This window comes from Paenibacillus glucanolyticus (assembly GCF_037333485.1).
GTDB classification, from domain to species: domain Bacteria; phylum Bacillota; class Bacilli; order Paenibacillales; family Paenibacillaceae; genus Paenibacillus_AQ; species Paenibacillus_AQ glucanolyticus.
Genome location: NZ_CP147845.1, coordinates 70,932 through 95,575, shown reverse-complemented (window position 1 = coordinate 95,575; position 24,644 = coordinate 70,932). Strand labels below are relative to the sequence as shown.

Here is a 24,644-nt window from a genome sequence, read left to right as displayed (position 1 = left end):
GCCATCCTTGTACGATGGCCCGAAACGTTTCACCTTTATTTTAAAAAGGTTAGGTATTTTCACTAATTTGCTCCATGATTGGCGAATGATAATATAGCAGATTAATAATTCGTCGTGCCATTTCAGAAGGCGTGGCGTCATAGCCACTGCGAATCCATTCTAGAATAAATCCATAAATACCATATGACCTGTAATGGATGAAGTATTGTGCATTAATTTCAGAAGCCTGATCACCTACAAAGGACATTCGATTTTGAAAAATATCTTGTAACTCTCGAAGCAATGCTCGATTTATATCCGGAATTGGATCATCGCATACCAGTAAATCATAGTAGCTCCGATTCTCTTTAATATAATGAAAGACATCGGTCCCTGACGGGCTCATTTGGCGTAAGTCAAGCACCGGATTGTCGCGCAATGGTTTACAGAATTCATGAACAAAATCTTTCATTTCATGTTCGATCAATTCCTTCGCAAGTTCTTCTTTTCCAAGGAAATGTACATAAAAGGTCGTCCGGTTATAATTGGCTACCTCAACAATATCTTTTACACGGACGCGTGAATAGCCTCGTTCTAAAGCAAGTTCTTTAAATGTTTTGCGTAAACTATCCTTAGTTCGTTCTATACGACGATCCTCTTTTTTTTCCATATCCTCACCTCCAAAAAAGACACTCTGCAAAAAGTGTTGAAAACCCATACAAAAAAAATCTTTTAATGATTGAAGCAATAGGTCAAAGGTAATATAACATAGGTGACACATAAATATCATTTTATAAAGTGATCTACATCATAGATTTTAAGGGGGATCAACATGAAGATACAAGCTTTGGTAACGAGTGGCGAAATCAATTTTGAAAAACAAACACTTGTATTGGATGAGCCAAGAGCTGATGAGGTTCTTGTTAAAATTGTGGCATCAGGCATCTGTCATACAGATGCAACGGTTCTGGATCAAACATTACCTGTACCGTACCCAGCAGTATTAGGACACGAAGGTTCAGGTATTGTAGAGCAAGTAGGCAGTAATATTACTACTGTAAAGCCAGGCGACCATGTCGTTCTAGGGTTCTCCTATTGTGGGCACTGTGAAAACTGCTTAGAAGGCAATGCAGGCGGCTGCGAAAATATGATTCCGTTAAATTTTGCAGGTAAAAATAATCACGGTGTAACCCCTCTTCATACAGAAGACGGACAAGATGTTTCACAATTTTTTGGACAATCTTCATTTGCAACCTATGCTACCGTAGGCGAGAACAATATTGTGAAAGTGGATAAAGATGTAGATTTACGCTACCTAGGTCCATTTGGCTGTGGAATTATGACTGGAAGTGGTACCGTTTTCAATTCACTTACTCCAGAACCGGGTTCAAGCTTTGTCGTTTTCGGAACAGGTGCAGTTGGTCTAAGTGGGATGATGGCTGCTAAAATTGCAGGCTGTCACCCTATTATCGCAGTAGATATCCATGACAGCCGTCTTGAACTGGCGAAAGAATTAGGAGCTACACATACCATTAATAGCAAAAACGAAGATGTTGTTGCGAAAATCAAAGAAATTACCAGTAAAGGCGCCGATTATTCACTGGAAACAACGGGTGTGCCAGAAGTAACATTGTCCTCCTTACGCTGCCTTCGGGTTAAAGGTGTCGCTGCAACTGTAGCCGTTGGCAAACGTGATCTAACCATTAATATATTCAATGATGTAGTAGCGAATGCATTAACATTAAAAGGTGTTATCGAAGGCGATGCCGTTCCTCAATTAATCATTCCAAAACTTGTACGATTCTTCAAGAATGGTCAATTTCCAATCGATAAAATGGTTGAATTTTATGAATTCGAGCAAATTAATGAAGCGTTTGAAGATTCGAAAAATGGTTCTGCGATTAAACCTATTCTAATTTTAGATAAAACCTACAAAGCATAATAAAGGGGGACTTAAGCGATGAACTTTGAACAACTAACGAAAAGCTATATAAATGGTGCGTGGGTAAGTGGACAAGGTTCAAGCTATACATTAACAAATCCGTATAATGATGATGTGCTTGCAACGTTTCCAATCGCTACAAAAGCGCAGCTTGAAGAAGCTTATGAAGCTGGGAATGCTTCCTACAAAGCATGGGCAGCCAATACTGCGCTTCGTGAGGAAGTGTTAAAGAAAACGATACAATATTTTATGGATCACGAAGAAGAAATCATTAAAGTACTAGCTGTAGAAGCTGGTTCAACTTATATTAAAGCAAAAGTAGAGCTTGATTTAACACTTGCTTGTTTAAAAGAAGCTTTAACTTATGTGGACTCTTTAGGTGGACGTGAAGTACCCATGACGATGCCTGGCAAAGTAAATAAAGTGTACCGCAAGCCGCTTGGCGTTATTTCTTCCATTTCTCCATTTAATTTCCCGTTATTCTTGTCGATGCGTACGATTGTCCCTGCATTAGCATTAGGAAATGCCGTTGTGCACAAAGGCGACATTCAAACTGCATTATCGGGTGGTACTATTATGGCAAAAGCCTTTGAAGAAGCAGGTATTCCAGCTGGCGTTTTCAATGTCATCTTAACGGAAATTCCTGAGATCGGTGATACTATGATCGAGCATCCCCACTCGAAATTTATTAGCTTCACAGGCTCTACGCCGGTTGGACGCCATATTGGCAGACTAGCTGGTGGCCTGTTAAAGCCAGTGGCATTGGAGCTTGGTGGTAACGCACCACTGGTGGTCTTAAAAGATGCAAATGTTGATGCAGCTATTAATGCTTCGATTTTTGGCAAATTCCTTCACCAAGGTCAAATTTGTATGATGATTAACCGCATTGTGCTGCACCAAGATATCTATGATGAATTTGTTGCTAAGTTTGTTGAACGTGCAAAGCAATTACCGATAGGTGATCCACTGGACCCTTCTACCATAATTGGACCTATAATTAACACACGTCAACTTGAAAAAGTACAAGGATTTATTGCCGAAGCAAAAACTACAGGTGTAGAAGTATTGCTGGATAGCAGACGTGAGGGAAATATTTTGACACCTGCCATATTCGGAAATGTGTTCCCTGACAGTCGTTTAGCACAAACTGAATATTTCTCACCGATTGTATCCATCATTAAAGCAGCATCAGATGAAGAGGCCATCGAAATTGCCAACAACACAGAATTTGGTTTGAGCTCAGCCATCTTTACAGCGGATTTGGAGAAAGGTGAGCAGCTGGCAGCTGATTTGGAGTTTGGTATGACCCACGTGAATGACCAAACCGTCAATGCGATTGAAAATACACCATTCGGTGGTGTAAAAGGCTCAGGTATGGGCCGTTTCGGTAACCCTTGGGTGATCGACGAATTCACAGAAACCAAATGGGTTTCTATTCAAATAGAAGAACGAAAATTCCCGTTTTAATCAACACTGTCCCTTTTGAATGAATAGGGAAAGTTTTATACTTCTAAAGCGATAAGGAGAACGCCGTAGTGGCGTTCTCCTTTATTTTGGGAGGCGGGAACTGGATGAAGCGCAGCTCCGAGCCCTCGTCGGGATACCTGCTAATCTCATTTTAATTGCCTTCATTTTCTACGGGGTAGCTACATTACGGGGGCAGTCCCCCAAGACCTTGAGTAATTTGTTTTTCAAGTTGGACTCAATTGCCATCTTGATTCATCAATCAAGGGCTGCAGCTTCTGCTGGATCAATCTGCGCTCTTCCTGTTTCCATACATCTTCCAAAGATTCTTCCCATGCCTCTTCGTCAGCTAAATATCGGGCTAATTGCATCAGAGCATGATAGTCTTCTTCGTTGTTGCAATGAACGGCAGCATGGCTGACAAAACGATAAAGGATCGCATGTTCAAGCAAATAATCGACCAGGTCCGGATCACCCTCCTGCAATATCTTCTCGATGATCCGACCAGTCCCGTCGTACAGCTCTTTGGAGATCGTCTCTTGCATCAAGGCGGAGGCAAGTTCTCCTTTCACCGCACAAGTATAGGCCAAATAACCATGTTGAACGGTGCTTTCGCAGCCCTTGGTCAGCAACCAGCGCTTTATTTCAGGCGTGGCTGCTTCAAGCTGCACCACCGCCTCGATTTTGCCCCATCCCTGAACGGACTGAGCAAGTTTCCAGATCAGCGGGTTGGGTTCTCGAGTACCACGAAGCAAGGCAGAAATAACGTACTCGGTGAATTCCTCATGCATGCCGATCGCGCACAAACGTTCCTTGAACGGTTCACAATTCGTATGACCTAGAACCATGACGGCGAATTTGACGACCTCTCGATGGGCGGCATGCTCGAGCAGCCATACGGCCTCTTGCTGCATAAGCGCTTCATCCAGATTCGCCTTCTCCAAGCGTTCGATGAACTCCCCTCCGTAACTGGCGAACCGGTCAAATATAATGTCCTCGTACGTGGCCTTTCGCGTCTTGATCGTAGGATGATGAAGCTGCTTCGCGAATCTATTAAGCAATTTTCTTGAAAAGAACGGCGTAGGCACATCATCTAAGTGCCGATCGGCATAACCGGCAGCCACCCGCGGATGATGGTCGCTATACACGTATTCGTCATCAGGCAAAGCATCATCCATCACGCGGTGGTGGATCTGAACTTGCTGCTCAATGAAAGGAACCAGCATTTCCTTATGATTCCACGGAAGAAAATCTAATTTGATTGACTCCTTCCATACGACGGCCCGACCCACTTTGACGACGCATTTGAATCGGATAAGACCTCCAAACCTGACCTTCACCTTCTGCTTCACGCCATCGCCTACATCAAGTGTGCCGGATAAGGTTGAATACGGCTTCAACTTCAAATAGAACATCAGATTCTTCTGCTTGCGGTCCACGATTTGCCCGTCCAGTATGAGCTGCTCTTCTTTCAGCGCGTGATGAATTTCGATCACATGCCCTTTATAATCGATGCTCCATGTTTTTTGAAATTCTTTTTCGATATCCTTCATGACGTTGCGGAGGATATGTTGCTTAAAGTCTTCGATAAAACCCAATGCTTCTTCTCTCCTTCGATCCCTTTTCAGACATTATACAATGTATCGTTGAAGAGTTGAGGGTACGCTTTTTTACCAAAATAATCTCTTACCTCCAAGGATGGATGCGGAACACACCTCTGACATCGTCATACTGGATCACATACGGTTCACAGCATCTATAGAGCTAAATTTAAAGGCATCCTCTTAGATGCCTTTCATTCTTTATTTTAAGTCATCTAACATGTTTAATAATATGGTTGCTGCCTCTGCTCTCGTAGTTTCGGCACGAGGGTTGAATTGGTTAGTACCCGTTCCTTGTATAATGCCATTATCCTTTAGAGCTGCCACTGCACCTTTAACCCAGACAGGAATTTCCTTGTCATCTCTGAAAGAAGTTATCGCGTTCTCTTCGTTCGGTAACTTGAGTGTCTTCGCAATCATCATCGCCATCTCAGCGCGCGTTATATTTCGATTCGGACCGAAGGTACCGTCTTCACAGCCCTTAATAATGCCCAGTTGTAGTGCTTGTGAGACTGCTTTCTGTGCCCATGCTCCGATCTCAGCCTTATCTGTGAATATCAGCTCCGATCCTGCTTCTTGCATCTTCAGCGCATTCATTAGCATGACTACAAATTCCGCGCGTGTCACGGCATGATCTGGCTTAAACTTTCCATCGGGATATATACACCTTCGCGATCAAAGTCTTGCAAACCTCACATCTACGAAGACTGTTAGTTGCTCACACCATATTGCAAATCTATGATTACCTTCTAACTCGTAAAAAAATGTATGTGGAAGGTATTACAGTGGGCAACATTCATGTGGTAATATATAGAAAAATTATGGATGCCTACAAAAATTCACCTTTAGCTTCTCAACTATATTAAATTGAATTTTATTGTTGATCAGCCCGGCTGCGCCGTGGGGATTCTACCTTCGCAGCTCGAGGTACGAGAACCTTTCTCGGGAGGGACATACCAATGAGGAATACTGTGGAAGGTCAGCAAAAGCACGGGCAGCAAGACCATATTGAGATCCTGCCGCTGTTTTCCACCACGGACAAGAACGGACGGATGACTGCGCTCCAACCGGGACGCCCTGTCGGACGTGTGGCTCCGCTGCTGTCATGGTTGCTCGCTGCTGCTGTACTATGGGCGCTGGCAAGCTCCGTACCGTTCGGCGCCCTGCTCGGCCTTGCGCCGACACCGGAGATCAGCAAGTTCCTCGGTCATCCTGTAACGGTGGGTGCCGCCGTGGTACTGCTGCTCGCCGCGATCGGTGTGACCGGTGGACTGTACTCGCGAGCGGACGATCAATTCGGACAAATCAGGGTCGCCGGCCTGTACTCAATGCTATCAATCGCAGGTGGAATCTCTGCTGTTGCGGGAGTCCTTCTGCTCTGGACGCTTATAAACAATCCATCGCGTCCCTTCGACCTTGAGGCCATAGTTACATCGCCAACAATCCCACCAGAACTCGGAGCAATCGTTGGAGCTGGCTTCGCCCTCTGGGCCGTCATCGTACTCCTGCGGTTGCCCGGCTCCATCGTCCACGCGAAGCGGCGGCAAGCAGACATCGAGCGCCTCCGCATGGAGGGCTCGTCATTCGCGGGACGTTGACCGCCATAAAATTCGATAACCACTGGCTCTTCAATTATCCGATGTTCACAGTTGAAGTAACTTATATTGCAGAAGGTTCCCCTCATGTCGTATTAGCACACATGCGCACCAGCGCTGACCGCGTTCCTCTCGTCGGCTCGCGCATGCTTGTGCTGACCGACAATCGAGGAACCATCCAAGTAGAGCTGGACCCGTCCAATGAAGCAACTTTCGAGCTGGACGTTGGGAAGTACACTCCATCGGACGGTTAATCCAGCGCTCATGATGCAGAGCGATTAGAGGAGGTCAAGCGAGTATGGGGTTAGCACATCGCTTCGGGAACCGCCGTGAAAATCGTCCCAAGGTTAAGACCAGCCATGCTGGAGAAGCAACTGGCAGACCAAGACGGTGCGGTGCGAAGCGCAGCAGGATTCACAGAAAAGCTGATGTAAGTTTGCGTAACGACACCAGCTAGAAGTTCAGGTTATGTTTGGTGAAAAGAATCCCAAATTTCTTTATAATGCGGACTATGAATGATACCGATAATGTTTCCAAAGGGATCAACTACCGATGCGGTAATCCAATCTTGAAAGTACGACTCCACCCCCAGTAGCTTCGTATACCATTCTTTTGCCGCTTTGAGATCCTCTGCCCAGAAACTAATGTTTGCCATACCGCGTAATTGGGGTGTGTTTGTCAAGCTCCTTTTAGGTCAATTGGTGTATTACTCACTTGCAGGGCTCGATATCCCAAGATCAAGCACTGCAACGCAGGAACTTCTGGGATGGAGGCCCGTCCAGCCAGCACTGCTCCCCAACCTCCAACAGTCACACTACTTCAACAATTGATTGGAATGCTCCCGTCAATCCTTGCCAAAGGTACGGGGGCATTTTCCTTTCTAAGCCTCCCCCATCATTGCAAAGAAGAGATAAGGCTGCATCTACATCCCTCTTGTCACAACATTTTTCGCCGTCACTTATGATACGGTTCAGCTTAACGGGTCTACCGGTGAAAAATCCCCCGCGACACATAGTTGCCAATCTTACTCGCTCCAAGGGCTATGATCCAAGCCTACTTAACATGACAGAAGGCCACCGAAGTCATCGGCGGCCTGATTGTCAGTGATTCAACTCTCGTTGTCGTTTCCGTTAATCTAGAAAGCGAAGTAACCAAACATGACTCCAGCAAAACCCTCAAGAATACTCAATTCGCTCACTGTCCATTTGCCGTTTCCAAATATACATCCAACAACCGCTCTCTACTCTCAGCCGGTATCGCCATAGTCGCCATCGCCACATCAAGCCAAAAGTATCCATGTCCAAAAAAGCCGTAATTACGATTTTAGGTTAGCCTGTCCCATATCAGCATGAAAAGAAAAGCTTTTTTGCTGGCGTCAGGACCGTTCCTTTTCGCCTCCATCCCATTTTTCAGTTGATACCATTCTACAGCCTCATCAAATCGATCCCAAGGTGTCATAGAAAGATGTTTCTTAAGCCATTTGATTTTGCAACGAAGCGAAAGATTTGATGCCACTTATCCGGTTATCGATCACATCTTTATCGAAAACGATAGCGAAGAATTCCGTTTGTACGTTGATCCCTATATTTTGACAGTTAGCGTAATTGTGTTTCCCTTTCTGGCTCCAACCGGGCTGAGAATTATCTCCTACTGCAATCGTGCACCCCTTATTCAATTGATTCACACTAATAGCTCCCGCCCCCAACGATATGTTGATAGCCAACCAACTCACCTCCGATAAGAGCCTATCCCTATAATTACATTCCATCTAAGTCTCCTCGGTGTCCTGAGTGATTAGAATATTTTTTATGACCGTAGATATATCTTCGTCATGCTGGTTTGTAATTATCGTCGCATCCACGGCATCGTTATCGTTAAGTACCCCAATGGTCCGTTTTAGCGAATTGATTCCAATGGGTTTGCCAACTCCAAAGTTATCTTTACGGGCAGTTCTCCATCCCAATTGCTTATTGTCGCCCAAGTCAATCGCACAAGAGTTGATTAAAGAATTCGTCTGGAGGGAGCCGAAATGAATGGCGCATTGCTGCTGGTTATTGGGAACTTCCGTTAAGATGATATTATGATAATCCTGAATGGTGAAGTCTACAATATCCTCATCATGGAGAACACCTACCGCATTCGACAAAACCGTATGACTCAACTCGCCGAATCCTTGGTTTGTTTTTTTAATCGTACTCCACCCAATCGCTTGGTTGGTCCCAATAAAAATCCCCGAAGTATCCTCGAGATGGTTAACGATCATTTTTTGAAATATGACGCTTGCCTTCTGTCCCGATACGTTCAACGACTAGACCTCCTTTATCAGAAGTAATGAATACACTGATGCTCTAAACTTTTCCGTTTCTCTCTTAAACAATGTCGTGAACTATCCCAGTCTAATTACTTCGTAAACAGGGTTCTTCATGATTAACATCATTAGCTGGATCAGGATCGTTCAAAATCGACTTGGATCGGGGTTTGATTTTCATCTTGGATAATTTGCAGCACCACGACCAGCAAACCTTTGGTGTACTTCGCGGAAATTGCTTCAGCGGACACAGGCTTCGGCAAAGCCAGCGACCGACAGAACGGGCCAAAGAACCTCTCACTTATTGTGATCCGAGGACCGGTAACGGGATAATGACAAGGCAAGTCGCCTTCCAATTCCAGCGTCTGCCCGATTAATTGAAGTCTTATTTGCTCCACCGATTCCAAACCGGGAAGCTCTACTAAAACAACCACCGTTGTTGAAGTATGAAAGACGTCGATCCGAGGACCCGAATTAGGTAGAAGCTCACTCATTTCACTCCAAAAGTCATCGCCGAGTACCTCAGTCACCTGGCTGTAGAAATCTTTCGGTGTATTCGTCTTTATCCGCTCCTCCATACTAATCCCTCCAAGCGAGAATCTTGATTAAGGAAGGCAAACATAAGCTATATCATCGGCGGCCCCATATGAGAAACTAATTGATATCCGAAGACTTGGGTCTGTTTCCATTGGGATACTTCGGCTGGATCAAACCATTTAATTGATAAACGGTAGGCTCCCCACATTTTGTGCAATAAACCGCCGTTGGAGGATTCACAAAAGTACATCCTTTGCCAAATATTCCGGGTTCGTCCGAACAACGGTTTAGAATCGGAACTCCGCAGTCGCTGCAATACTCATCTTCCTCGCCCGGTATTCGCCCACAACGAATGCAAGGTTTTAAAATCGGCTTATCTCCCATGGGTCACGCCTCCCTTTTTCTTAAATCGTTTGATTTTGTAACGAAGCGGAAGGTTGAATTTCACCTATAGGGTTATCAATTGCATCTGGATCAACAACGGTAGCCACGAATCCCACTTGTACGTTAGCCCCAATATTTTGACCGTTGCCGTAATTGTCTTTCCCATTCTGGCTCCAGCCGGGTAGCGAGTTCTCTCCTATCGAAATTCCGCTTCCCCTATTCATTTGATTCACATTGATAGCTCCCGCTGCCAACGTAATGATTACAGCCAACCCGCTCACCCCCAATAGGAGACTATCTCTACATTTATATTCCGTCTAAGGCTCCTTGGTGTCATGAATGATTCGGTTATTTTGTATGACCGTAGATATATCCCCTTATTCTTCCGTCCGCTATAATGTCCGGATCGTGGATATCCTACCGCATTCGACAAGCCGCATGACTCAACTCGCCGAGCTTCCCATCGCAAAGACGGATATTCCTTCGGGCAGACAGCCTCTGCTTGAAGGAATGGCCAATTTGGTTCAAATGCCCTATCATTTTCGGATTAACGTTTAGTCATTTGCCCCCGTCGCGAACAAAGATCTCCCGAAACGGCTCTGGATCGCCTACCTTGGAAAGACTGATTTCCAAGACGCCTTGATCATATTTTGAGGATGTCTGGTCTGGATCCACATCGTGAGGGAGCGCGATCTCCTCGGAAGAATCGCCATGTACGATTTTTAAAATTCGACTATTGACGTAAAATCTTATGTTCTTCAGCGAAACATCGGCTGGTATACTCCATCTTATGAAGATGGATTGATGCGTTTCGAACAGCTCGTAATCGAGTGAGTCGGCAAAATGATGAAGGCCTGCCTGTTGAAGCATAGTTTTGGGCATGTAATTTTTCATCGTTTCTTGAACGAAATTTTCGATGCCTTTTGCGTTCAATTCCTTGTTTGCAAAAAGCATCTGCTCAGACCAATTATCTAGGAAACCTTGCCAAATGCTATTAGGGGCTTTTTTTTTATCCATCGCTTCAGTCACTACCCTTCTCCAAATGAAGTTCTTCCCTATTTTATGTGCTCGTTTTTGGAAATGATACCGTTGAGCCATTCGGGAATGTCTCCGTCCGTGACATGAAGCATATCCAGGAAATCGGAATCGTTGAGCAAAGAGCGGATGCCGGCTACCAGGTTCCGATCTCCGCTGACCGCTCCGAAACCTTGGGTCAATTTCTGATGGTTCTCGAAGCCGGCCGGCCGGTTATTCCCCATATTGATGCATGAAGCATTTTCCACGGATCCAATACGAATCGACCCGATCACGAATTGCGGTGACATAAAAGAAGCCACAGTCATCACCCCCGATTATTCCAACGATAGCCTGACGACGTTGGATGAATTTTCTCCTTGGATGGCTCAGAGTTGGCAGCAGTGCTTGAGGAACCGCTCTTGGCTTTGGAGGTGCTACGACTTCGGATCCACTTAGTTCCGAAGTTGTTGCCCAAGTTGAGTGATCCGCTGAGCTGGTCGATATCCAAAGCATCTAGCCTAAATTCCAGATTCTCCAAAACAGGTTGGTGAATGTGGACCGTCTCGATCTGAATGCCTGGATGAGGGCATTCCGGTTGGCTAAGTTGTTGCTCCATGCGTTTTAACAGAGACTCCATCTCTTCCAATCGCCCACGGATATCATGAATCAGCTCATCTGTACGCGGGTGCTGTTTTTTACGAAAGGGGTTTATCACTTTTGAGTAGGCTTTGAACTCGAAGATGAATCCACCTTATCATCATCATTCAGGACGACAAGGATATCGGTAATCGAGCACCCTTCTCCGTTAATAGATCCAAACGCTTGGTTTTGCTTGGATGTATTCCTAAACTTCCACTGTTCATTACTTCCTGAAAAAACGCCCGATGAGCTTGATACTTTGCCGATTTGAATTTCACCAAACCAAATATTAATCATGCTTCACATCCTTTCGCACGATCGTTGTGAATTAATAATAATCAGTTCATAAGAAAGGTCTAAAATCGACGAAATCAGTCATGACAAAACGAAGCCCACATTTTTTCCATCTATTTCTTAATTTTATTCCCAGTTTTCAAAGGTATGATCATAAAAGGACCATTAATCAGTTTTTTTAATTCGTTCGCTCTTTGCATCGTTTGCTGGACAGTTTGGACACTTTTCCAGTCATCTCTGAAATCCCGTTGGAGACTGGCGAAGTCATTTCATTTACACCATCTCGTATTTTCGATTTTCGATGGAAAACCCAGTTATCCAAACCAAAAAGTAATGCTTGGGTAGACCCTTGAGAAGGATAAAGGTCCCCTCTTGCGAAATTTCCGCCCTACTTGTGGTACGGTTCAGCTTAACGGGTCTATCAGCGAAAAATGCGCTTAAGTGTGCCGCGCGGCGGCACTGCTCTTACCACGCACAAAGTATAAATATATTTATATGTATGTACATAAAACATAATTTGTTTTATTGATAACGCGGCCGCAAAATAACACCTGTAAGCAGAGTTCAAAAGTATAGGAGGCAATATAAATGGGGGAAAAAATCTTAATGGTTGTCACCAATCATACAGATATGCAGGAAGGCAAAAAGACAGGAATCTGGCTATCGGAATTCGCGGAGGCTTATATGGCCTTCCAAGAAAACGGCTATGAAATCACCGTAGCAAGCCCAAAGGGAGGAGCTGGCCCGATTGACCCGGGCAGCGTGGGCGACCAAACACCGCAAGAAATCCTGGACGCTTCCAAGCATCTGGAAAATACCAAAAAGCTGGATAATGTGATGGCAGAAGGATTCGAGGGGATATTCCTGCCTGGCGGTCATGGCACGATGTTCGATCTGCCGGACAACCAAAAGCTCCAGCAATTGCTTCGTGAATTTTACGAAGCAGGAAAAATCGTCGCCGCTGTTTGCCATGGTCCTGCCGGTCTCGTTGGCGCAACTTTGTCCAATGGACAGCCGCTGGTCGCAGGCAAGCGGGTGAATGCTTTCACCGACAGAGAAGAAGAAACGACAGGCTTGGGCTCTTACCTGCCGTTCCTCTTGGAGAGCAAAATCCGTGATCTGGGTGCCATTTTGGTAGCGGCACCAAACTGGAGTACACATGTAGAGGTCGACGGCAATCTGATTACCGGACAAAATCCTCAGTCTACGCTCGCTGTCACAAATGCAGTATTAAGCAAATTAGGCGAATAATACACGTGAGGACTTGCCTCGACATTGAACATCGCGGCCTTTAATCTGGGCAATGCACTTGGTGCCTATATCGGGGTACCGTCATTGATGCGGGCTTTGCAGGAGGGCTCCCTGCCGTACCTTGGGTTGCTTCGCTCGTGACAGTCATCGGAATTTTGTTTACGATATGAGGAGCACAGCACCAGAAATGTCTCAAGTAAGAGAGGAACGCGAACATGGCGGACTTTGAATGGTACCGAAGCTTTATTAGTATCTACAAGCATAGTTCCGTATCGGAAGCCGCCAGAACAAGGATGATGACCCAGCCAGCCATGAGCCAGCATTTGGCTTATCTGGAAGCAGAGGTGGGTGAACCTTTATTTACACGAGCTCCCCGGAAAATGATTCCGACTGAGAGAGGCAAAGCACTATATACACAGTTGGTTCCGCTAATCGAGGCTTTGGAAGTAACCACACAAACCCTCAAGACAAGTGCGATCACTTCTTTGCCCGTACTTCGAATCGGGTCTGCACATGAGTTTTTTCGGGAATATATCGCTCCTTATATCGGCACCTACCAGATGCGCGTCGTTGCCTATCTCGGTGTCGCTCCCAAGCTACTTGACTGGCTGCTTGAGGAAAAGGTAGAGATCATCATCATGTCGCAAAAGCTTACTGCCCCTGGAATCGAATATATCCCGTACATGCAGGAGGAGTTTGCGTTGGTGGGACCTCCTGATTACGTTGAACCAACATTTGACGACAAGGAGTCTTTTGAAGCGTGGTTATGCTCCCAGCCATGGATCAGCTATGATTTGGATTTACCCATCATCCGCCGCTTTTGGCGCGAGCATTTCCAGAGACGCCCTCAAACGCATCCTACACACGTCGTGCGTCGAAGGCCCGAATTTCTCCCCGAAATATTTAGCCGTCACTTGTGATAAGGTTCACCGCGCTGTCTGTAACGGCGCAAGTTTTTGTTTAGCGCATGGACTTGTACACCTTAGACAGCCCTCAAGTTCTTGTCCTTTATGGCAATCGGTACAAGTTGTTGTCCTTGGCTCGGGACAACAACTTGTACCGATAAAACAAAAAAAGCCGCTAATTTAGCGACTTTAAATGGGACCTTGTTCTTTGTTCTTTAAGGTTTAATATGTGCGTTGGTAGCATACCATCTACCAGATTTCAGTTTTAGCTTTAAATTGACAGGTTCCTTTAATCCGAGACTATCATTTTCATACTGTTGTGTTACATAGACCTTCGATACAAAAAAGAAATGCAAGGGAAAAACAAATCCTATACGATGTAACTCTTTGTCATACGTGAAATTTTCTTTTCCAACTCCACGTTCGATTGGATTAATTTTTTGATATGTCGTTTGGTTCATATATTCGGGATAATCGGCTGCTCCACTCATAGCCTTTTCTAAAACAACTTTTGTGTCATTAGCAATCCATACTCCAAATAAAACATATGCAATAACAAATATGATTGTCAGCGAGATTACTAACTTTTTTCTTCTCATGTCTACCCCTCCTAATTAAACATTAGGGTATTGATGTAAAGTACTCACTACTGAATCGATCATTCTCCAATAAAATGGAAGTTTTAAAATTAACATAGACTCTTCACTCAGAGTAATCACCTCTGCTACTTGGCTTTAAATCCAGATTCTAACATAACATAAATTACAAAAAGATAGAAGATCAGTAGAACAGTACAGTATATTTTTCGCCGTCACTTATGATACGGTTCAGCTTAACGGGTCTATCGGCGAAAATTCCACTTCGGCGCTTAACTCCCAACTTTTTTGCTCAATCTCTGGGCCATGATCAAGCCTTCAGAATGATGCACACAAAGCCGCCGAAGTAATCGGCTGCCTAATTTACATCAGGCTTAGATCACCCTCGCAGTCATTATAAGCGTTCATTTATTTTGATCAACAATTCCTTTAAGGTTTGCTTCTCCTCTTCGGAAAGGACTTGAACGATTTCGTCCTCCACCTTTTGGAAGGAGTCATTAAAGTCTTCAATCAATTCAACGGCCTTTGGTAAAACATAAATATTTTTTTGCCGTTCATTATTGGCTGGGATTTTTCGCTCGATGAATCCTCTTTGCTCAAGACCTTGAAGCATACTTGTAATGCTAGCCCCGCGCAGATGAAACCGATCGGCAAGATCCCTCTGAATTAATTCAGTTTCTTGGTTCTCGTAGATATAACCAATTATTTTTCCTTGTTGAGCGTTTAACCCCAACTCTTTTATGCTCTCGTCTGCTTTTTTCTTTAACTTAAGGCCAATAATCTGAAACAAATCCAGATAAGGCGTATCCTTGCGAGGCTTCATGATCGTACCTCCTCAAATTGTTAGAAAGCTAACTGTAAGTAAATAAACTATACAGAGATCCAGCTTGCATGTCAAATAAATATTAGTTTTTTGACAGTTAGTTATCTAACAGTTATACTCCGAAGTGATTCACGTACAACTCCAAGGAGGAATAACAAAATGAAGAATGCAGCCCAAAGCTCTCCTTTAGAAAAAGTTACGGCGATTACAAATGCACGTATTTTCGACGGGGAAAAGGTTATCGATTCAAGAAATGTTGTCATCAAAGGGGAAACCATTATTGCGGTAGGTGGAGATCTTCCGGCAAACGCAACCATCATTGATGCGAAAAACGCGACATTATTGCCAGGCTTGATTGATGCGCATGTTCACACTTCCATTGGTGGACTAAGGGATGCCTTAAAATTCGGCGTTACGACAGAACTCGAAATGAACGGCGATTTTACGAAAAGAGGGCGGGCGATCCAGTTGAAAAATGTGAATGACGTCGCCGATGTCCGTTCTGCCGGTACAGCGATCACCGCTCCAGGCGGTCATCCAGATGAACTGCTTCCGGATGGGGATGAAATCCCTGATTTCATATTAAAGGAATTGGAGAAGTTATCGAAAGAAGACCGGGAAGCTATGCTAGCCGCTTACGCTCACGATCACGAAGAAGTGCCCCAAGTAACGACTGTGGAGGAAGCGATCAAACATGTGCATACCCAAGTGGAGAATGGAGCCGATTATATTAAAATCATGATCGAAGAAGGGACGGTCATGGCTGCTCCTGGCCTGCCTGTTTTGAGCGATGAGATTCTAAAAGCAGCCGTGGAAGAAGCCCATAAGTTCGATAAAATCGTCATAGCTCACGTCTTGACTGCTGATTCCTCACAGAGCGCCATTGATATTGGGGTGGAAGGATTGGGTCACTTGTTTATCGACAGGCCCGAACACACGGCCAAATTGGTGAAATCCATAGCCGATTCAGGCGCGTTCGTAACACCATGTTTGGTATTGAACTCGTCCATTCTTGGGAATCCGGCATCGGAATTGGCGAATGATCCGCGTGTTTATTCCAAATTAAGTCCGGAATGGATCGATATTTTGAACTCTAGCTTCAATACTTTCCCGCAAGGCCATATGGAGAATAGCTTTAGAAACGTGATGGATCTTCACCGTGCCGGAGTGGATATTCTGGTCGGTACGGATGTCTCCCCCGTTCCCGTTAAGAATCTCGGAGGCCTCGCGCATGGTGCCAGCGTTCATCATGAAATGCAATTGCTGGTTATGGCCGGGTTTACTCCGATAGAAGCACTTCGGTCCGCTACCTCAAAACCGGCCCGTCGCTTTGGTCTTAACGATCGGGGCCAAATTGCCGTAGGGGCGCTCGCTGACCTTGTATTGGTAGCTGGTGATCCGACAACCAATATCTCGGATACCTTGTCTATCCAAGCCGTATGGTACAAAGGTGTGCAACAACTAGGTTAATCATTTTTACCGGTGTAATATGGTATATTTGGCTAAAACACTATAAACAGGGCACTCTACTTCGAAGAGTGCCCTGTTACTTATGTATCTATATTATAGGTCCACATCAATGATAGAGTGTTTCCTGCTCTTCCCTCCTTCTCACCGTCCTCAGATATCGGCGCTGTTGCTGCTGCACCGTATCATACACTTTTTATGCCGAATCTTCCTAGCCGGTAATGCGGCAGGGCACATACTCACGAATCTATATATTTATGGAACCCAAATGCCCCTGCAGATCGCTTTTGTTCAGCTTCTGGGTGTGAGGCTCTCTCATCTTGATTAATGTCTGGGCATCAATATTCAATTTCTACCCTCCACTTTACCACTATTTATGATACGGTTCTCCGCGTTGTTTATAACGGCAAGTTATAGGGCCATCCTTCGCGGGATGGCCCTTTCTTAGATCTCGCTTTATTCAACTATCGTCTTCGTTACTTCAATAACTGTATTTTAGGAAAGAGGCTCACAGTGAAGCTCTCTCGTTTTGCTTCGAGCTTATACTTTCAAAACCAGTTTGCCGACAGTGTTTTTCTGCTCTAAAAGTGTAAGAGCTTCTGCCGCTTTTTCCAAAGGATACACGCCGTGAATCTCAGCATGGATTTCTTTTCTTGCCAGCATGCTTAACGCTTCCCGCGCCGCTTTCCCGGTTTCTGCAGGATTGCTTTCGGCGTATCCGCCTAATGTAAAACCAGCGGACTGTTTGTTGGAAAACCATATTTGGTTAAAGGAATGCGAGACATCCTCTTCACCGCTGGCGTTTCCGACAACAACCAACTGGCCGAGCGGGCAAAGCACCTCTAAGCTTTGTTTGCGCATGCTTCCCCCCACCGGATCAAAGACAGCGTGAACGCCTTTCTGTCCGGTGGACTTCAGGGTCTTCTCAGCAAATTCGGACCGGACAAATAATTCGTCATATCCGAAGGAAGCGGCAAGCTTGGCTTTCTCTGGGTTTCCAACGGTCCCCAATACTTTGCCGGCTCCCAAACGCTTTGCAACTTGTCCCAAAAAGCCGCCCAAACCATACGATCCGGCTTAATCCGTTCACGGCGGGATTTTAAAAAGTCTCCAAGTATTTAAACTTTGTGTTTTCCAAGGCCATTTAACCACACCTTACAAAAGAGTAATTATGAGATTCAAAGCTTTAACGATTACAACATCGTCACTGATGTGCAATTTCCTTTTTCGCTAATCTGCCAGTTAGCTTAAAACCGGTTCAAGCAATTTTTGATACATATATAATATTCGTGACCTAGTACCAAGCCCCCTTTTCGAGGGGTCATTTTCTTTTTCAGGAGGTAAATAGATTGAAAATCATCAAAACTAAGCGGGACCTTGTCATGCTGCACCGGGTTGGGGCGCTTCCGGCGGCACTCCTCGATCAGGTCGAGGATTACTTCAACCAACTAAGTGTTGAACTGGAAGACGAATTTGAAATCGATTTTTGCTTAGGCGCGCAGGGCTACATCGTCGTTCTCAAAGCGGGAGACAACGTTCGCGACCTCGGCAACTTCAGGCTAAGCCGCGAAGACGGCAGTAAAGAACCCAATTTTTAGCCGTCATTTATGATACGGTTCCCCCCGATTAATCTTCACCGCGCGGTACACCTGCTCCACCAGCACCAGCCGCATCAGCTGGTGCGGCAGGGTCATGCGCCCGAAGCTGAGCTTCGTCTGGGCGCGCTTTAATACGTCCTCGGAGAGGCCGTTAGAGCCCCCGATGACAAAAGCTACGCTGCTGGTGCCATACGTGCCCAGCTTGTCGATATGGGCTGCCAGCTCCTCGCTGGACCACAGCTGGCCGCCGATCGCAAGGGCGATGACGTGGGTGTCCGGCTTGATGTGGCCGAGGATGCCCACGCCCTCCTTCTCCTGCACTTGCCGCATCTCCGCTTCGCTCATGTTCTCCGGCGCCTTCTCATCGGGCACCTCATGCACAAAGAGGCGCACGTAAGGCGCAAGGCGCTTGCTGTACTCCGCAATGCCCTGCACCAGGTACTTCTCCTTCAACTTGCCTACGCATATCATCTGTATATTCATGGCGCTTTCGCTCCTTAATCTCTGCTGTTATGACGTTCATTCTAACATGGTAGCGCCCCCAGTTAAAGGTCATACCTTCCGCATTCCTACAGCCCCTCCCTCAATTTCTAATCGACAGGAGACCGCCATAACATTTAACTTATGGGCATTGCCATTTCAATTGCTTCTATGCATGTTCAACCGTTATTTGATCAATGACATCACCATTAAAAAAGAGCCGCTCTCCTCCGAGATCGACTCTTCGCTTGCTATCTATTTCAAAATGATCGGCAGCTCTTTCAGCGCGAACATCATCGTGCTGTCCATCCGTCCCAGCTCAACGGAGCGGTCCCGGCGGTATGCGGGATAACGGTCCAGCAGAGTCTGAAGGGCAATTCGGGACTCCATACGGGCTAACTGGGAGCCCATGCAGTAATGAATGCCGCTTCCCAGCCCAAGATGTGGATTCGGATTCCGGTGAATGTTGAAGACGTCCGGCTTCTCGAACACATCCTCATCATGATTGGCAGAGGCCATCCAGATGTAGACGAATTGGCCCTGCTTCAGCTCCTGCCCCCGAAGCACCGTATCCTGCTTCACACTGCGGAACATTAACTGAACAGGCGAGAAGTAGCGGAACACTTCCTCTAATGCCCCCGGAAGCAGCGAGGGGTCTGCAAGCACCTCCGCACGAACCTCCGGCAGGCTCTCAAAGGCGAGTACCGCTGATGAGATCAGATTGGTTGTCGTTTCATTACCGGCTACGAGTAGGAGAATACAGAACCCGATAATCTCCAGATCGGTCAGATGCTCATTATCAATGCGCGCCTCCACCAGCTTCGTGATCAGGTCATCCTGCGGATGCCGGCGGCGGTCCTCGGCAATCTCGGAGAAATACTCACTCATCTCTTGCTGACACTGATAATAGGCATCCGAATTGTTGCCCACCAGAGCGTCCGACCATGCCTTGAAGCGTTCCCGATACTCCATCGATACCCCAAGAATCTCCGCGATTACCGTAATCGGAAGCGGGCTTGCGAGATCTTCAACGATATCCACCGCTCCCTTCTTCTCGGCTTCATCCAGCAGAGAAGTCGTAATCTCCTGAATCTTGGGAGCAAGCGATTCAATCATGCGCGGCGTGAACGCATGAGACACCAGCTTGCGCAGCTGACGGTGCTTCGGCGGGTCCTGCCGCAGAACACTGGATTCAATGGGATCATCGGTAGAAGACGAGCCTTGGGATGAGAATACTTCATAATTTGTAAACACGGCTTTGACATCCTCGTATTTGAAAACATTCCAGGCTCTATCCCCCTCAACTGCCGCTATCGGGGAGTCCATTCGCATTTGTTTGAACCAGTCCAATGCCAGTAAACCGTTTGTATTCCAATCCATGATCAACACCGTCGCTTTCTTTCGTAAATTTTGTACTGACTGGTCAGTTGTACATGCTCAAAAAAAGAAGGCCTCGCTTATTCAAACGATATAAACAGGCCTTGGGTAATCATCGTGAACGCAAACTGCTCTAGATCATCGCGGGAATACGCATCCTGATGGTTCAGGTAATAATTACAGGTGCTCTCCAGCGTACCAACAATGCTGGCAGCCGCTAGATTGGCATCGACGGCTCGGCACAGGTTCTCTTCACACTGACCCTCCTCAATGATGCTTGCCAAGAAGCTTAAATATTTCCGCTTCAGCTCCTTCAGCTCATCCAGAACATCCTGCTCGATTCCGTTAGAAATCTCGTTAAACACGATGTGGGAAAAATGGCGGGATTCCAGAAACAAGTCCAGATGATCGCGGATCACACGCTCGATCTTCTCTTTCATAGGCAGAGGCGAGTTCAGTTCAGCCTCGGTCCGCTGCATAATATCTTCGATGCCCTGCTTCACAACCGTCTTGAACAGCTGCGATTTGCCCGGGAAGTTGTAATAGAGGGTCCCCTTGGCAACCTGTGCCCGGGCGGCAATTTCATCCATGCTTGCACGGTGGTATCCGTTCTCGGAGAATACTTCAATGGCTGCTTGGATAATTTTATCTTTACTCACAATCGGATCTGCCCTTTCACGGCTAATTTTCGATTCATCATTCTTATTCTGACTGGTCAGTTCAAAAATAAAATAGCATGCCGAAAGAAATTAGTCAACTTCTAACATGACTTCTGATGAAAACTACCAATAAAATCCGATTCTTATGCTAAATTCCGTGGTATCCTATACATATGGGCAAATACAGTGTATATTTCAACAGTGCTGGTAAACAATCAGCATATATGGACAAGACTAAACCATAACGGAGTGATTTGTTGAGTAAATCCAAAGGCAAGGGCGGAACAGGCAGAGGCACGGGCAAGAAGGGCTGGAGCCGGTGGGATGCAAGCGCTCGAAGAGCCAAGAGTAAACCCAAACCTTATACCAGTAAAGGGGCCAAGCAGGCGAACGGTACAGCCGACGCCGGAAACCATAAAGATACCCCATAATTAAACATATGGTACAGATCCACCTGATACAACATGTTGAGGAGATGAAATGATTGGACAATCAAGAAGTAATAACGGATATGCCCGAGAATTACGAGGAGCTGAAGAGCTCTGCCAACCGGAACGCCAATTGGAGAGAACGTTTGGATGCGGTAGAAGAATTAGGAAATTGGAAAAATCAGAAATCCATCGACATCCTCAAGCATAGACTGAATACGGATGCGGTTTATCAAGTGCGGGAGGCTGCTTATCATAAACTGCTGGCTTTTGGCGAAGATGTGCAAATGCCGGTACGACAGAAGGGCGAACTGATAAAGGACGCTACGAAGGTACTGCTGCGCATCAAGAAAAGCCTGCCCCGCGACCATACGTATGAAGAGTTCAAAGAGAAGTTGAAAAAGATGAGAATCGACCTCTACGATACGTACGAAGGTGACAAGGGCGCTGACTTTGATGCCTGGCTTGAGCAGACATGGTCTTCATTATTGAAAAGATAACTTGACTGAAAAGCCCCTGCCCAATCGGTTATGCGTATGAGATATTTCTGATATGTTATACTGAAAACAAATAAAAGTTTTAGGAGTGGTACTCTGAGAAAGCAAAAGCCTATGTCGTTTGACGATCTGTTGAAGGAGCTGCAAGGACAAAAGTCGGTACAGGAGGATCCGGATAACATTTCTCTGGAAAAGCTGTTCAATGAAGCGTTTATGCGTAAACATTCATCGCACGGCAGCTTTGGGGAATTTCTGATAAAGGGTAACTTCCAGGTGGAAACTCACGAAGATATCGATAACATTCCAGATGAACTGTTTGACCGGCATGTTTCAAGAGAAACGGATTTCCCGGATTGGAAATCGATGCTGGAGCAGGCAAAATCCGATCATGCTGCGGTAAAGTAAATAAGGAAGTATCGGCTGCCGTAAGCAGCTGCGATCAAGGGGCCGATGGCCCCTTTTTCTATTCCATCAGATTACTTGGACTCGCTCTTGGATTCAGACTCCGCTTTATCCCTGAACTTCTTGTAAAGCTTCGTAATATTCGCCGTATTGATCTCGATATTGTGCTCATAGGCATATTTCACCGCATACCCCAGTGCCAGCGTAGTTGCGCCCGCAACCGTCGCTCCGGCGACAGATCCCGCTCCCGGAAACACCTTCACGATCTGCCGAAAAATACTCTTGCCGATATTCCCGAATATCGTGGCAATGACCAGCTCCTTCGCTGTCTCCTTGCTGATCGGCTTATTGTACAGCACCGCCAGCCGCGTCAGCAGGCTCACCTGAATGCCGGTAATCGGAATGATATCCGAGCCCGGAATAGGCGATGCGCCTACCGCCCCTGCGGAGACGGAGGCTCCAATGATCCAGGCATTGGCTGTCGCAGACTTCTCTTTGATACTTTTGGCAAAGAGAATGTCTTTAGACTTTTTTTTAAGCAGCTCCAGAATGCTGCTCCGCAGCTGGTCGATGTTCTCACCCGTCCGTGAGGATACCGGCGCAACAACGTAGCGCCCCCCGGTCTCCTTCTTGATGCGCGCCACCAGCCGGTCGATTTCATCTGCGGCATCGATTTTGTTCAGCACAATCAAAATATTTGAGTTGATACTCTGAATCTTCTCAAAGGACTTTTTCTCCACCTCGGAGAAGACGGTACCCGCTGCGTTCAGGAAGAACAGTACGATATCCGCCTGTTTATAATAATTCAAGGTCACATCCGAATTGGCCGTATTTACGTCATTCAATCCGGGTGTGTCAATAAAATAAATGTGCTCTTTGTACTTGTGCGGTTTAATCTCGGTTGTCTCTCCCGGCTCAGCCCCTACGCCTGCCACCTCTTCACCGACGATACGGTTCATGGTGGAAGACTTCCCGGTATTCACATCGCCAATGAGCGCAATGAGGATTTCTTGCTTCAGCTGTTGATTGATTGCATCCATTTCCTTATCGTAGGCCTCATCTGCGGCCCGCCTGATTTCATTCTCCCATGATTTCCCGTAGTCATCCACAGTGATCGTCTCCATTCACGATAGGTATTTACCGCGCCACATTCCATCTATAGACCCATCATACACTATTGACAGTCTGTACATCGAAGCCTATGACTCCATCTGACAAGTACGTTCGGAATGCAGGCATACTCTTTATTACCTCTTCAACCCCTCGCTGAAAAGGCAGTCCCTGTACGATAGCATGAGTTTATTCAAACTTTTTTATAAAGTTTTTCTGATCCTTGGTAAACTTGTAGCCCCGTCTTTCATAAAATCTGTGAGCCTGCACACGGCTCGGATGTGACAGCAGCTTGATGCCGGAATAACCGCGGCTCTGGGACCACTGCTCCAGACTCTCGATCAACAGACTTCCCGTCCCTTGATTCCGGTACCTCTCCTTTACGACAAAACCTAACACATTGATTAAAGATTCTGAGAACAACAGCTCATAAGGACTTCCATGAATGTAGCCTATAACCTCATCATCAGATTCACATAGCAGAACCACATCGTTCGTATGGTGGATGAGGGTCTCGATTTTCTCTTTGACTTTATCTTCCGAGAACGCATGCAGATTCGGGTTAAACTCCACGTTCAGGAGATAGATATCGGTATAATCCGTCACTCGGATGCCTCGGATGCTCCTCTGTATCATCGACGTCCCCTCCATTCCCAAGCTCTTAGCGAAACCATAATCCCATCGATTCTAACAAAAAAAGCGTGAATTCATCACGCTTTCTCATCGGTATCATCTATTCAAGTCAAATGTTCAAAAGTTACACAACTAAAAACTCAGCATGCTTCTCGCACTCCGCGCACTTCACCGGTGGGTCCCAGTCCGAAAACTCGGTCTCCTTCAGATCAACAATATCCGGGGCATCCTCATATTCATCCACGAAATTTTCGATCGCTAGTTCCACATGTTCCTTGCATACGACGTACATTCTATGCATCCTTTCTATCATTCGCCTCATGTTGTGTTTTATCATCAATCAAGTGTAGCCACTCTTCTGTTCTACCACACTCTACGACAAAAAGAAATCTTTTTGCCGCAAATGGCTATTCCCTCTTTATTTCAATCCGCAAAAGCTTCCTCCACATCCATGGATTTCACAGGACTTGTCCTTCGCTCTCTACATCTCTTTCAGGTAAATGAAAAAAAGAGCGTGGATCACGCTCTTTTTTCGCGGCCGTTCATCGGCTCTAATCTAACCTTTTTCAAATCTCTCTATATTGGATTCTATTCAACACTAACGATAATATATACCCGTTACTTGCTGCATTAAACAACGAACGATCACGTGGCACAA

Annotated in this window: 33 protein-coding genes and 1 pseudogene; 13 read left to right on the top strand and 21 right to left on the bottom strand. The window is 45.9% G+C overall.

The features are described 5' to 3' along the window. Nucleotides 1-49: 49 nt before the first annotated feature. A complete protein-coding gene (locus WDY75_RS00475; protein WP_063478173.1) occupies nucleotides 50-649 on the bottom strand; it encodes a TetR/AcrR family transcriptional regulator in 600 nt (199 codons plus the stop codon). Nucleotides 650-811: 162 nt separating this feature from the next. On the opposite strand from WDY75_RS00475, the gene WDY75_RS00470 reads away from it, so the two are divergent. Both WDY75_RS00470 and WDY75_RS00465 read left to right on the top strand, forming a co-directional pair. Further along, nucleotides 812-1,921 carry an NAD(P)-dependent alcohol dehydrogenase gene (locus tag WDY75_RS00470; protein WP_063478174.1) on the top strand — a complete coding sequence of 370 codons (1,110 nt, stop codon included), beginning with the start codon at nucleotides 812-814 and terminating at the stop codon, nucleotides 1,919-1,921. An 18-nt stretch (nucleotides 1,922-1,939) separates the two neighbouring features. Next, on the top strand, nucleotides 1,940-3,388 hold the full coding sequence (locus WDY75_RS00465) for an aldehyde dehydrogenase family protein (protein ID WP_063478175.1): 1,449 nt from the start codon (nucleotides 1,940-1,942) through the stop codon (nucleotides 3,386-3,388). Nucleotides 3,389-3,612: 224 nt separating this feature from the next. Here WDY75_RS00465 and WDY75_RS00460 read toward each other — a convergent pair whose 3' ends face one another. Then, complete coding sequence (locus tag WDY75_RS00460; RefSeq protein WP_063478176.1) at nucleotides 3,613-4,983, bottom strand: hypothetical protein; 1,371 nt, start codon at nucleotides 4,981-4,983, stop codon at nucleotides 3,613-3,615. 204 nt (nucleotides 4,984-5,187) lie between these two features. Next, nucleotides 5,188-5,583, bottom strand: coding sequence for an S-layer homology domain-containing protein (locus WDY75_RS00455; protein ID WP_160163966.1), 396 nt, complete (start codon nucleotides 5,581-5,583; stop codon nucleotides 5,188-5,190). 362 nt (nucleotides 5,584-5,945) lie between these two features. Between WDY75_RS00455 and WDY75_RS00450 the strand changes: the two genes are divergently transcribed. The 3 genes from WDY75_RS00450 (at nucleotide 5,946) to WDY75_RS00440 (ending at nucleotide 7,038) form a co-directional block, all read left to right on the top strand. Next, nucleotides 5,946-6,584 (top strand): hypothetical protein, encoded by a 639-nt coding sequence (locus WDY75_RS00450; RefSeq protein ID WP_231887961.1) that lies wholly within the window; start codon nucleotides 5,946-5,948, stop codon nucleotides 6,582-6,584. Between the two features lie 101 nt (nucleotides 6,585-6,685). Continuing rightward, a complete protein-coding gene (locus tag WDY75_RS00445; RefSeq protein ID WP_231887962.1) occupies nucleotides 6,686-6,835 on the top strand; it encodes a hypothetical protein in 150 nt (49 codons plus the stop codon). 44 nt (nucleotides 6,836-6,879) lie between these two features. Next, complete coding sequence (locus WDY75_RS00440; RefSeq protein ID WP_156515035.1) at nucleotides 6,880-7,038, top strand: hypothetical protein; 159 nt, start codon at nucleotides 6,880-6,882, stop codon at nucleotides 7,036-7,038. A 9-nt stretch (nucleotides 7,039-7,047) separates the two neighbouring features. Here WDY75_RS00440 and WDY75_RS00435 read toward each other — a convergent pair whose 3' ends face one another. From WDY75_RS00435 to WDY75_RS00395, 9 genes are all read right to left on the bottom strand, one after another. Then, nucleotides 7,048-7,263: a hypothetical protein gene (locus tag WDY75_RS00435; protein WP_063478177.1), complete on the bottom strand. Its 216-nt coding sequence runs from the start codon at nucleotides 7,261-7,263 to the stop codon at nucleotides 7,048-7,050. 789 nt (nucleotides 7,264-8,052) lie between these two features. Beyond that, nucleotides 8,053-8,313 carry a hypothetical protein gene (locus tag WDY75_RS00430; protein WP_231887963.1) on the bottom strand — a complete coding sequence of 87 codons (261 nt, stop codon included), beginning with the start codon at nucleotides 8,311-8,313 and terminating at the stop codon, nucleotides 8,053-8,055. Between the two features lie 36 nt (nucleotides 8,314-8,349). Next, nucleotides 8,350-8,886, bottom strand: coding sequence for a hypothetical protein (locus WDY75_RS00425; protein ID WP_063478179.1), 537 nt, complete (start codon nucleotides 8,884-8,886; stop codon nucleotides 8,350-8,352). A 140-nt stretch (nucleotides 8,887-9,026) separates the two neighbouring features. Further along, the gene (locus WDY75_RS00420; protein WP_006207245.1) at nucleotides 9,027-9,467 is read right to left on the bottom strand and encodes an Hsp20/alpha crystallin family protein; all 441 of its coding nucleotides are present in this window, start codon (nucleotides 9,465-9,467) and stop codon (nucleotides 9,027-9,029) included. 363 nt (nucleotides 9,468-9,830) lie between these two features. Beyond that, nucleotides 9,831-10,091, bottom strand: a complete 261-nt coding sequence (locus WDY75_RS00415) for a hypothetical protein (protein WP_231887964.1) — start codon at nucleotides 10,089-10,091, stop codon at nucleotides 9,831-9,833. Between the two features lie 277 nt (nucleotides 10,092-10,368). After that, entirely contained in the window at nucleotides 10,369-10,839 is a 471-nt protein-coding gene (locus WDY75_RS00410) for an Hsp20/alpha crystallin family protein (RefSeq protein WP_063478181.1), read from the bottom strand. Nucleotides 10,840-10,865: 26 nt separating this feature from the next. Next, the gene (locus WDY75_RS00405) at nucleotides 10,866-11,153 is read right to left on the bottom strand and encodes a hypothetical protein (RefSeq protein ID WP_006207249.1); all 288 of its coding nucleotides are present in this window, start codon (nucleotides 11,151-11,153) and stop codon (nucleotides 10,866-10,868) included. Beyond that, entirely contained in the window at nucleotides 11,153-11,443 is a 291-nt protein-coding gene (locus tag WDY75_RS00400) for a hypothetical protein (RefSeq protein WP_006207250.1), read from the bottom strand. The genes WDY75_RS00405 and WDY75_RS00400 overlap by 1 nt, the downstream gene beginning before the upstream one ends. A 95-nt stretch (nucleotides 11,444-11,538) precedes the next feature. Further along, entirely contained in the window at nucleotides 11,539-11,763 is a 225-nt protein-coding gene (locus tag WDY75_RS00395; protein WP_006207251.1) for a hypothetical protein, read from the bottom strand. Nucleotides 11,764-12,348: 585 nt separating this feature from the next. On the opposite strand from WDY75_RS00395, the gene WDY75_RS00390 reads away from it, so the two are divergent. The 3 genes and pseudogenes from WDY75_RS00390 to WDY75_RS00380 all read left to right on the top strand — a co-directional run bounded on the left by WDY75_RS00390 (nucleotide 12,349) and on the right by WDY75_RS00380 (nucleotide 13,931). After that, entirely contained in the window at nucleotides 12,349-13,011 is a 663-nt protein-coding gene (locus WDY75_RS00390; RefSeq protein WP_063478182.1) for a type 1 glutamine amidotransferase domain-containing protein, read from the top strand. A gap of 12 nt (nucleotides 13,012-13,023) precedes the next feature. Continuing rightward, nucleotides 13,024-13,181: pseudogene (locus WDY75_RS00385) on the top strand (MFS transporter); the annotation flags it as partial. A gap of 45 nt (nucleotides 13,182-13,226) precedes the next feature. Beyond that, complete coding sequence (locus WDY75_RS00380; protein ID WP_082834277.1) at nucleotides 13,227-13,931, top strand: LysR family transcriptional regulator; 705 nt, start codon at nucleotides 13,227-13,229, stop codon at nucleotides 13,929-13,931. 200 nt (nucleotides 13,932-14,131) lie between these two features. On the opposite strand, the gene WDY75_RS00375 is transcribed toward WDY75_RS00380, so the two are convergent. Beyond that, the gene (locus WDY75_RS00375) at nucleotides 14,132-14,515 is read right to left on the bottom strand and encodes a hypothetical protein (protein ID WP_036640448.1); all 384 of its coding nucleotides are present in this window, start codon (nucleotides 14,513-14,515) and stop codon (nucleotides 14,132-14,134) included. Between the two features lie 391 nt (nucleotides 14,516-14,906). Continuing rightward, a complete protein-coding gene (locus WDY75_RS00370; protein WP_006207256.1) occupies nucleotides 14,907-15,335 on the bottom strand; it encodes a MarR family winged helix-turn-helix transcriptional regulator in 429 nt (142 codons plus the stop codon). Between the two features lie 159 nt (nucleotides 15,336-15,494). Between WDY75_RS00370 and WDY75_RS00365 the strand changes: the two genes are divergently transcribed. After that, a complete protein-coding gene (locus WDY75_RS00365; protein ID WP_063478183.1) occupies nucleotides 15,495-16,805 on the top strand; it encodes an amidohydrolase family protein in 1,311 nt (436 codons plus the stop codon). Between the two features lie 537 nt (nucleotides 16,806-17,342). Here WDY75_RS00365 and WDY75_RS00360 read toward each other — a convergent pair. Continuing rightward, a complete protein-coding gene (locus WDY75_RS00360) occupies nucleotides 17,343-17,864 on the bottom strand; it encodes a zinc-binding dehydrogenase (RefSeq protein ID WP_231887965.1) in 522 nt (173 codons plus the stop codon). Nucleotides 17,865-18,151: 287 nt separating this feature from the next. On the opposite strand from WDY75_RS00360, the gene WDY75_RS00355 reads away from it, so the two are divergent. Continuing rightward, a complete protein-coding gene (locus WDY75_RS00355; protein WP_036640454.1) occupies nucleotides 18,152-18,400 on the top strand; it encodes a hypothetical protein in 249 nt (82 codons plus the stop codon). Between the two features lie 3 nt (nucleotides 18,401-18,403). On the opposite strand, the gene rlmH is transcribed toward WDY75_RS00355, so the two are convergent. The 3 genes from rlmH to WDY75_RS00340 form a co-directional block, all read right to left on the bottom strand. Next, nucleotides 18,404-18,883, bottom strand: a complete 480-nt coding sequence (gene rlmH, locus WDY75_RS00350) for a 23S rRNA (pseudouridine(1915)-N(3))-methyltransferase RlmH (protein ID WP_063478184.1) — start codon at nucleotides 18,881-18,883, stop codon at nucleotides 18,404-18,406. Nucleotides 18,884-19,135: 252 nt separating this feature from the next. After that, nucleotides 19,136-20,260, bottom strand: a complete 1,125-nt coding sequence (locus WDY75_RS00345) for a cytochrome P450 (protein ID WP_231887966.1) — start codon at nucleotides 20,258-20,260, stop codon at nucleotides 19,136-19,138. Nucleotides 20,261-20,337: 77 nt separating this feature from the next. Then, entirely contained in the window at nucleotides 20,338-20,916 is a 579-nt protein-coding gene (locus WDY75_RS00340; protein ID WP_063478186.1) for a TetR/AcrR family transcriptional regulator, read from the bottom strand. A 257-nt stretch (nucleotides 20,917-21,173) separates the two neighbouring features. Here WDY75_RS00340 and WDY75_RS00335 point away from each other — a divergent pair, with 257 nt between their 5' ends. The 3 genes from WDY75_RS00335 to WDY75_RS00325 all read left to right on the top strand — a co-directional run bounded on the left by WDY75_RS00335 (nucleotide 21,174) and on the right by WDY75_RS00325 (nucleotide 22,246). After that, a complete protein-coding gene (locus tag WDY75_RS00335) occupies nucleotides 21,174-21,347 on the top strand; it encodes a DUF3934 family protein (RefSeq protein WP_006207297.1) in 174 nt (57 codons plus the stop codon). Nucleotides 21,348-21,400: 53 nt separating this feature from the next. Continuing rightward, entirely contained in the window at nucleotides 21,401-21,844 is a 444-nt protein-coding gene (locus WDY75_RS00330) for a HEAT repeat domain-containing protein (protein WP_063478187.1), read from the top strand. A 111-nt stretch (nucleotides 21,845-21,955) separates the two neighbouring features. After that, on the top strand, nucleotides 21,956-22,246 hold the full coding sequence (locus tag WDY75_RS00325) for a hypothetical protein (protein WP_036640466.1): 291 nt from the start codon (nucleotides 21,956-21,958) through the stop codon (nucleotides 22,244-22,246). Nucleotides 22,247-22,317: 71 nt separating this feature from the next. On the opposite strand, the gene WDY75_RS00320 is transcribed toward WDY75_RS00325, so the two are convergent. The 3 genes from WDY75_RS00320 to WDY75_RS00310 form a co-directional block, all read right to left on the bottom strand. Next, the gene (locus WDY75_RS00320; protein WP_063478188.1) at nucleotides 22,318-23,352 is read right to left on the bottom strand and encodes a GTPase; all 1,035 of its coding nucleotides are present in this window, start codon (nucleotides 23,350-23,352) and stop codon (nucleotides 22,318-22,320) included. 190 nt (nucleotides 23,353-23,542) lie between these two features. Further along, nucleotides 23,543-23,989 carry a GNAT family N-acetyltransferase gene (locus WDY75_RS00315; protein ID WP_006207300.1) on the bottom strand — a complete coding sequence of 149 codons (447 nt, stop codon included), beginning with the start codon at nucleotides 23,987-23,989 and terminating at the stop codon, nucleotides 23,543-23,545. Between the two features lie 121 nt (nucleotides 23,990-24,110). Continuing rightward, nucleotides 24,111-24,278, bottom strand: a complete 168-nt coding sequence (locus tag WDY75_RS00310) for a CxxH/CxxC protein (RefSeq protein ID WP_006207301.1) — start codon at nucleotides 24,276-24,278, stop codon at nucleotides 24,111-24,113. Between the last annotated feature and the right edge of the window lie 366 nt (nucleotides 24,279-24,644).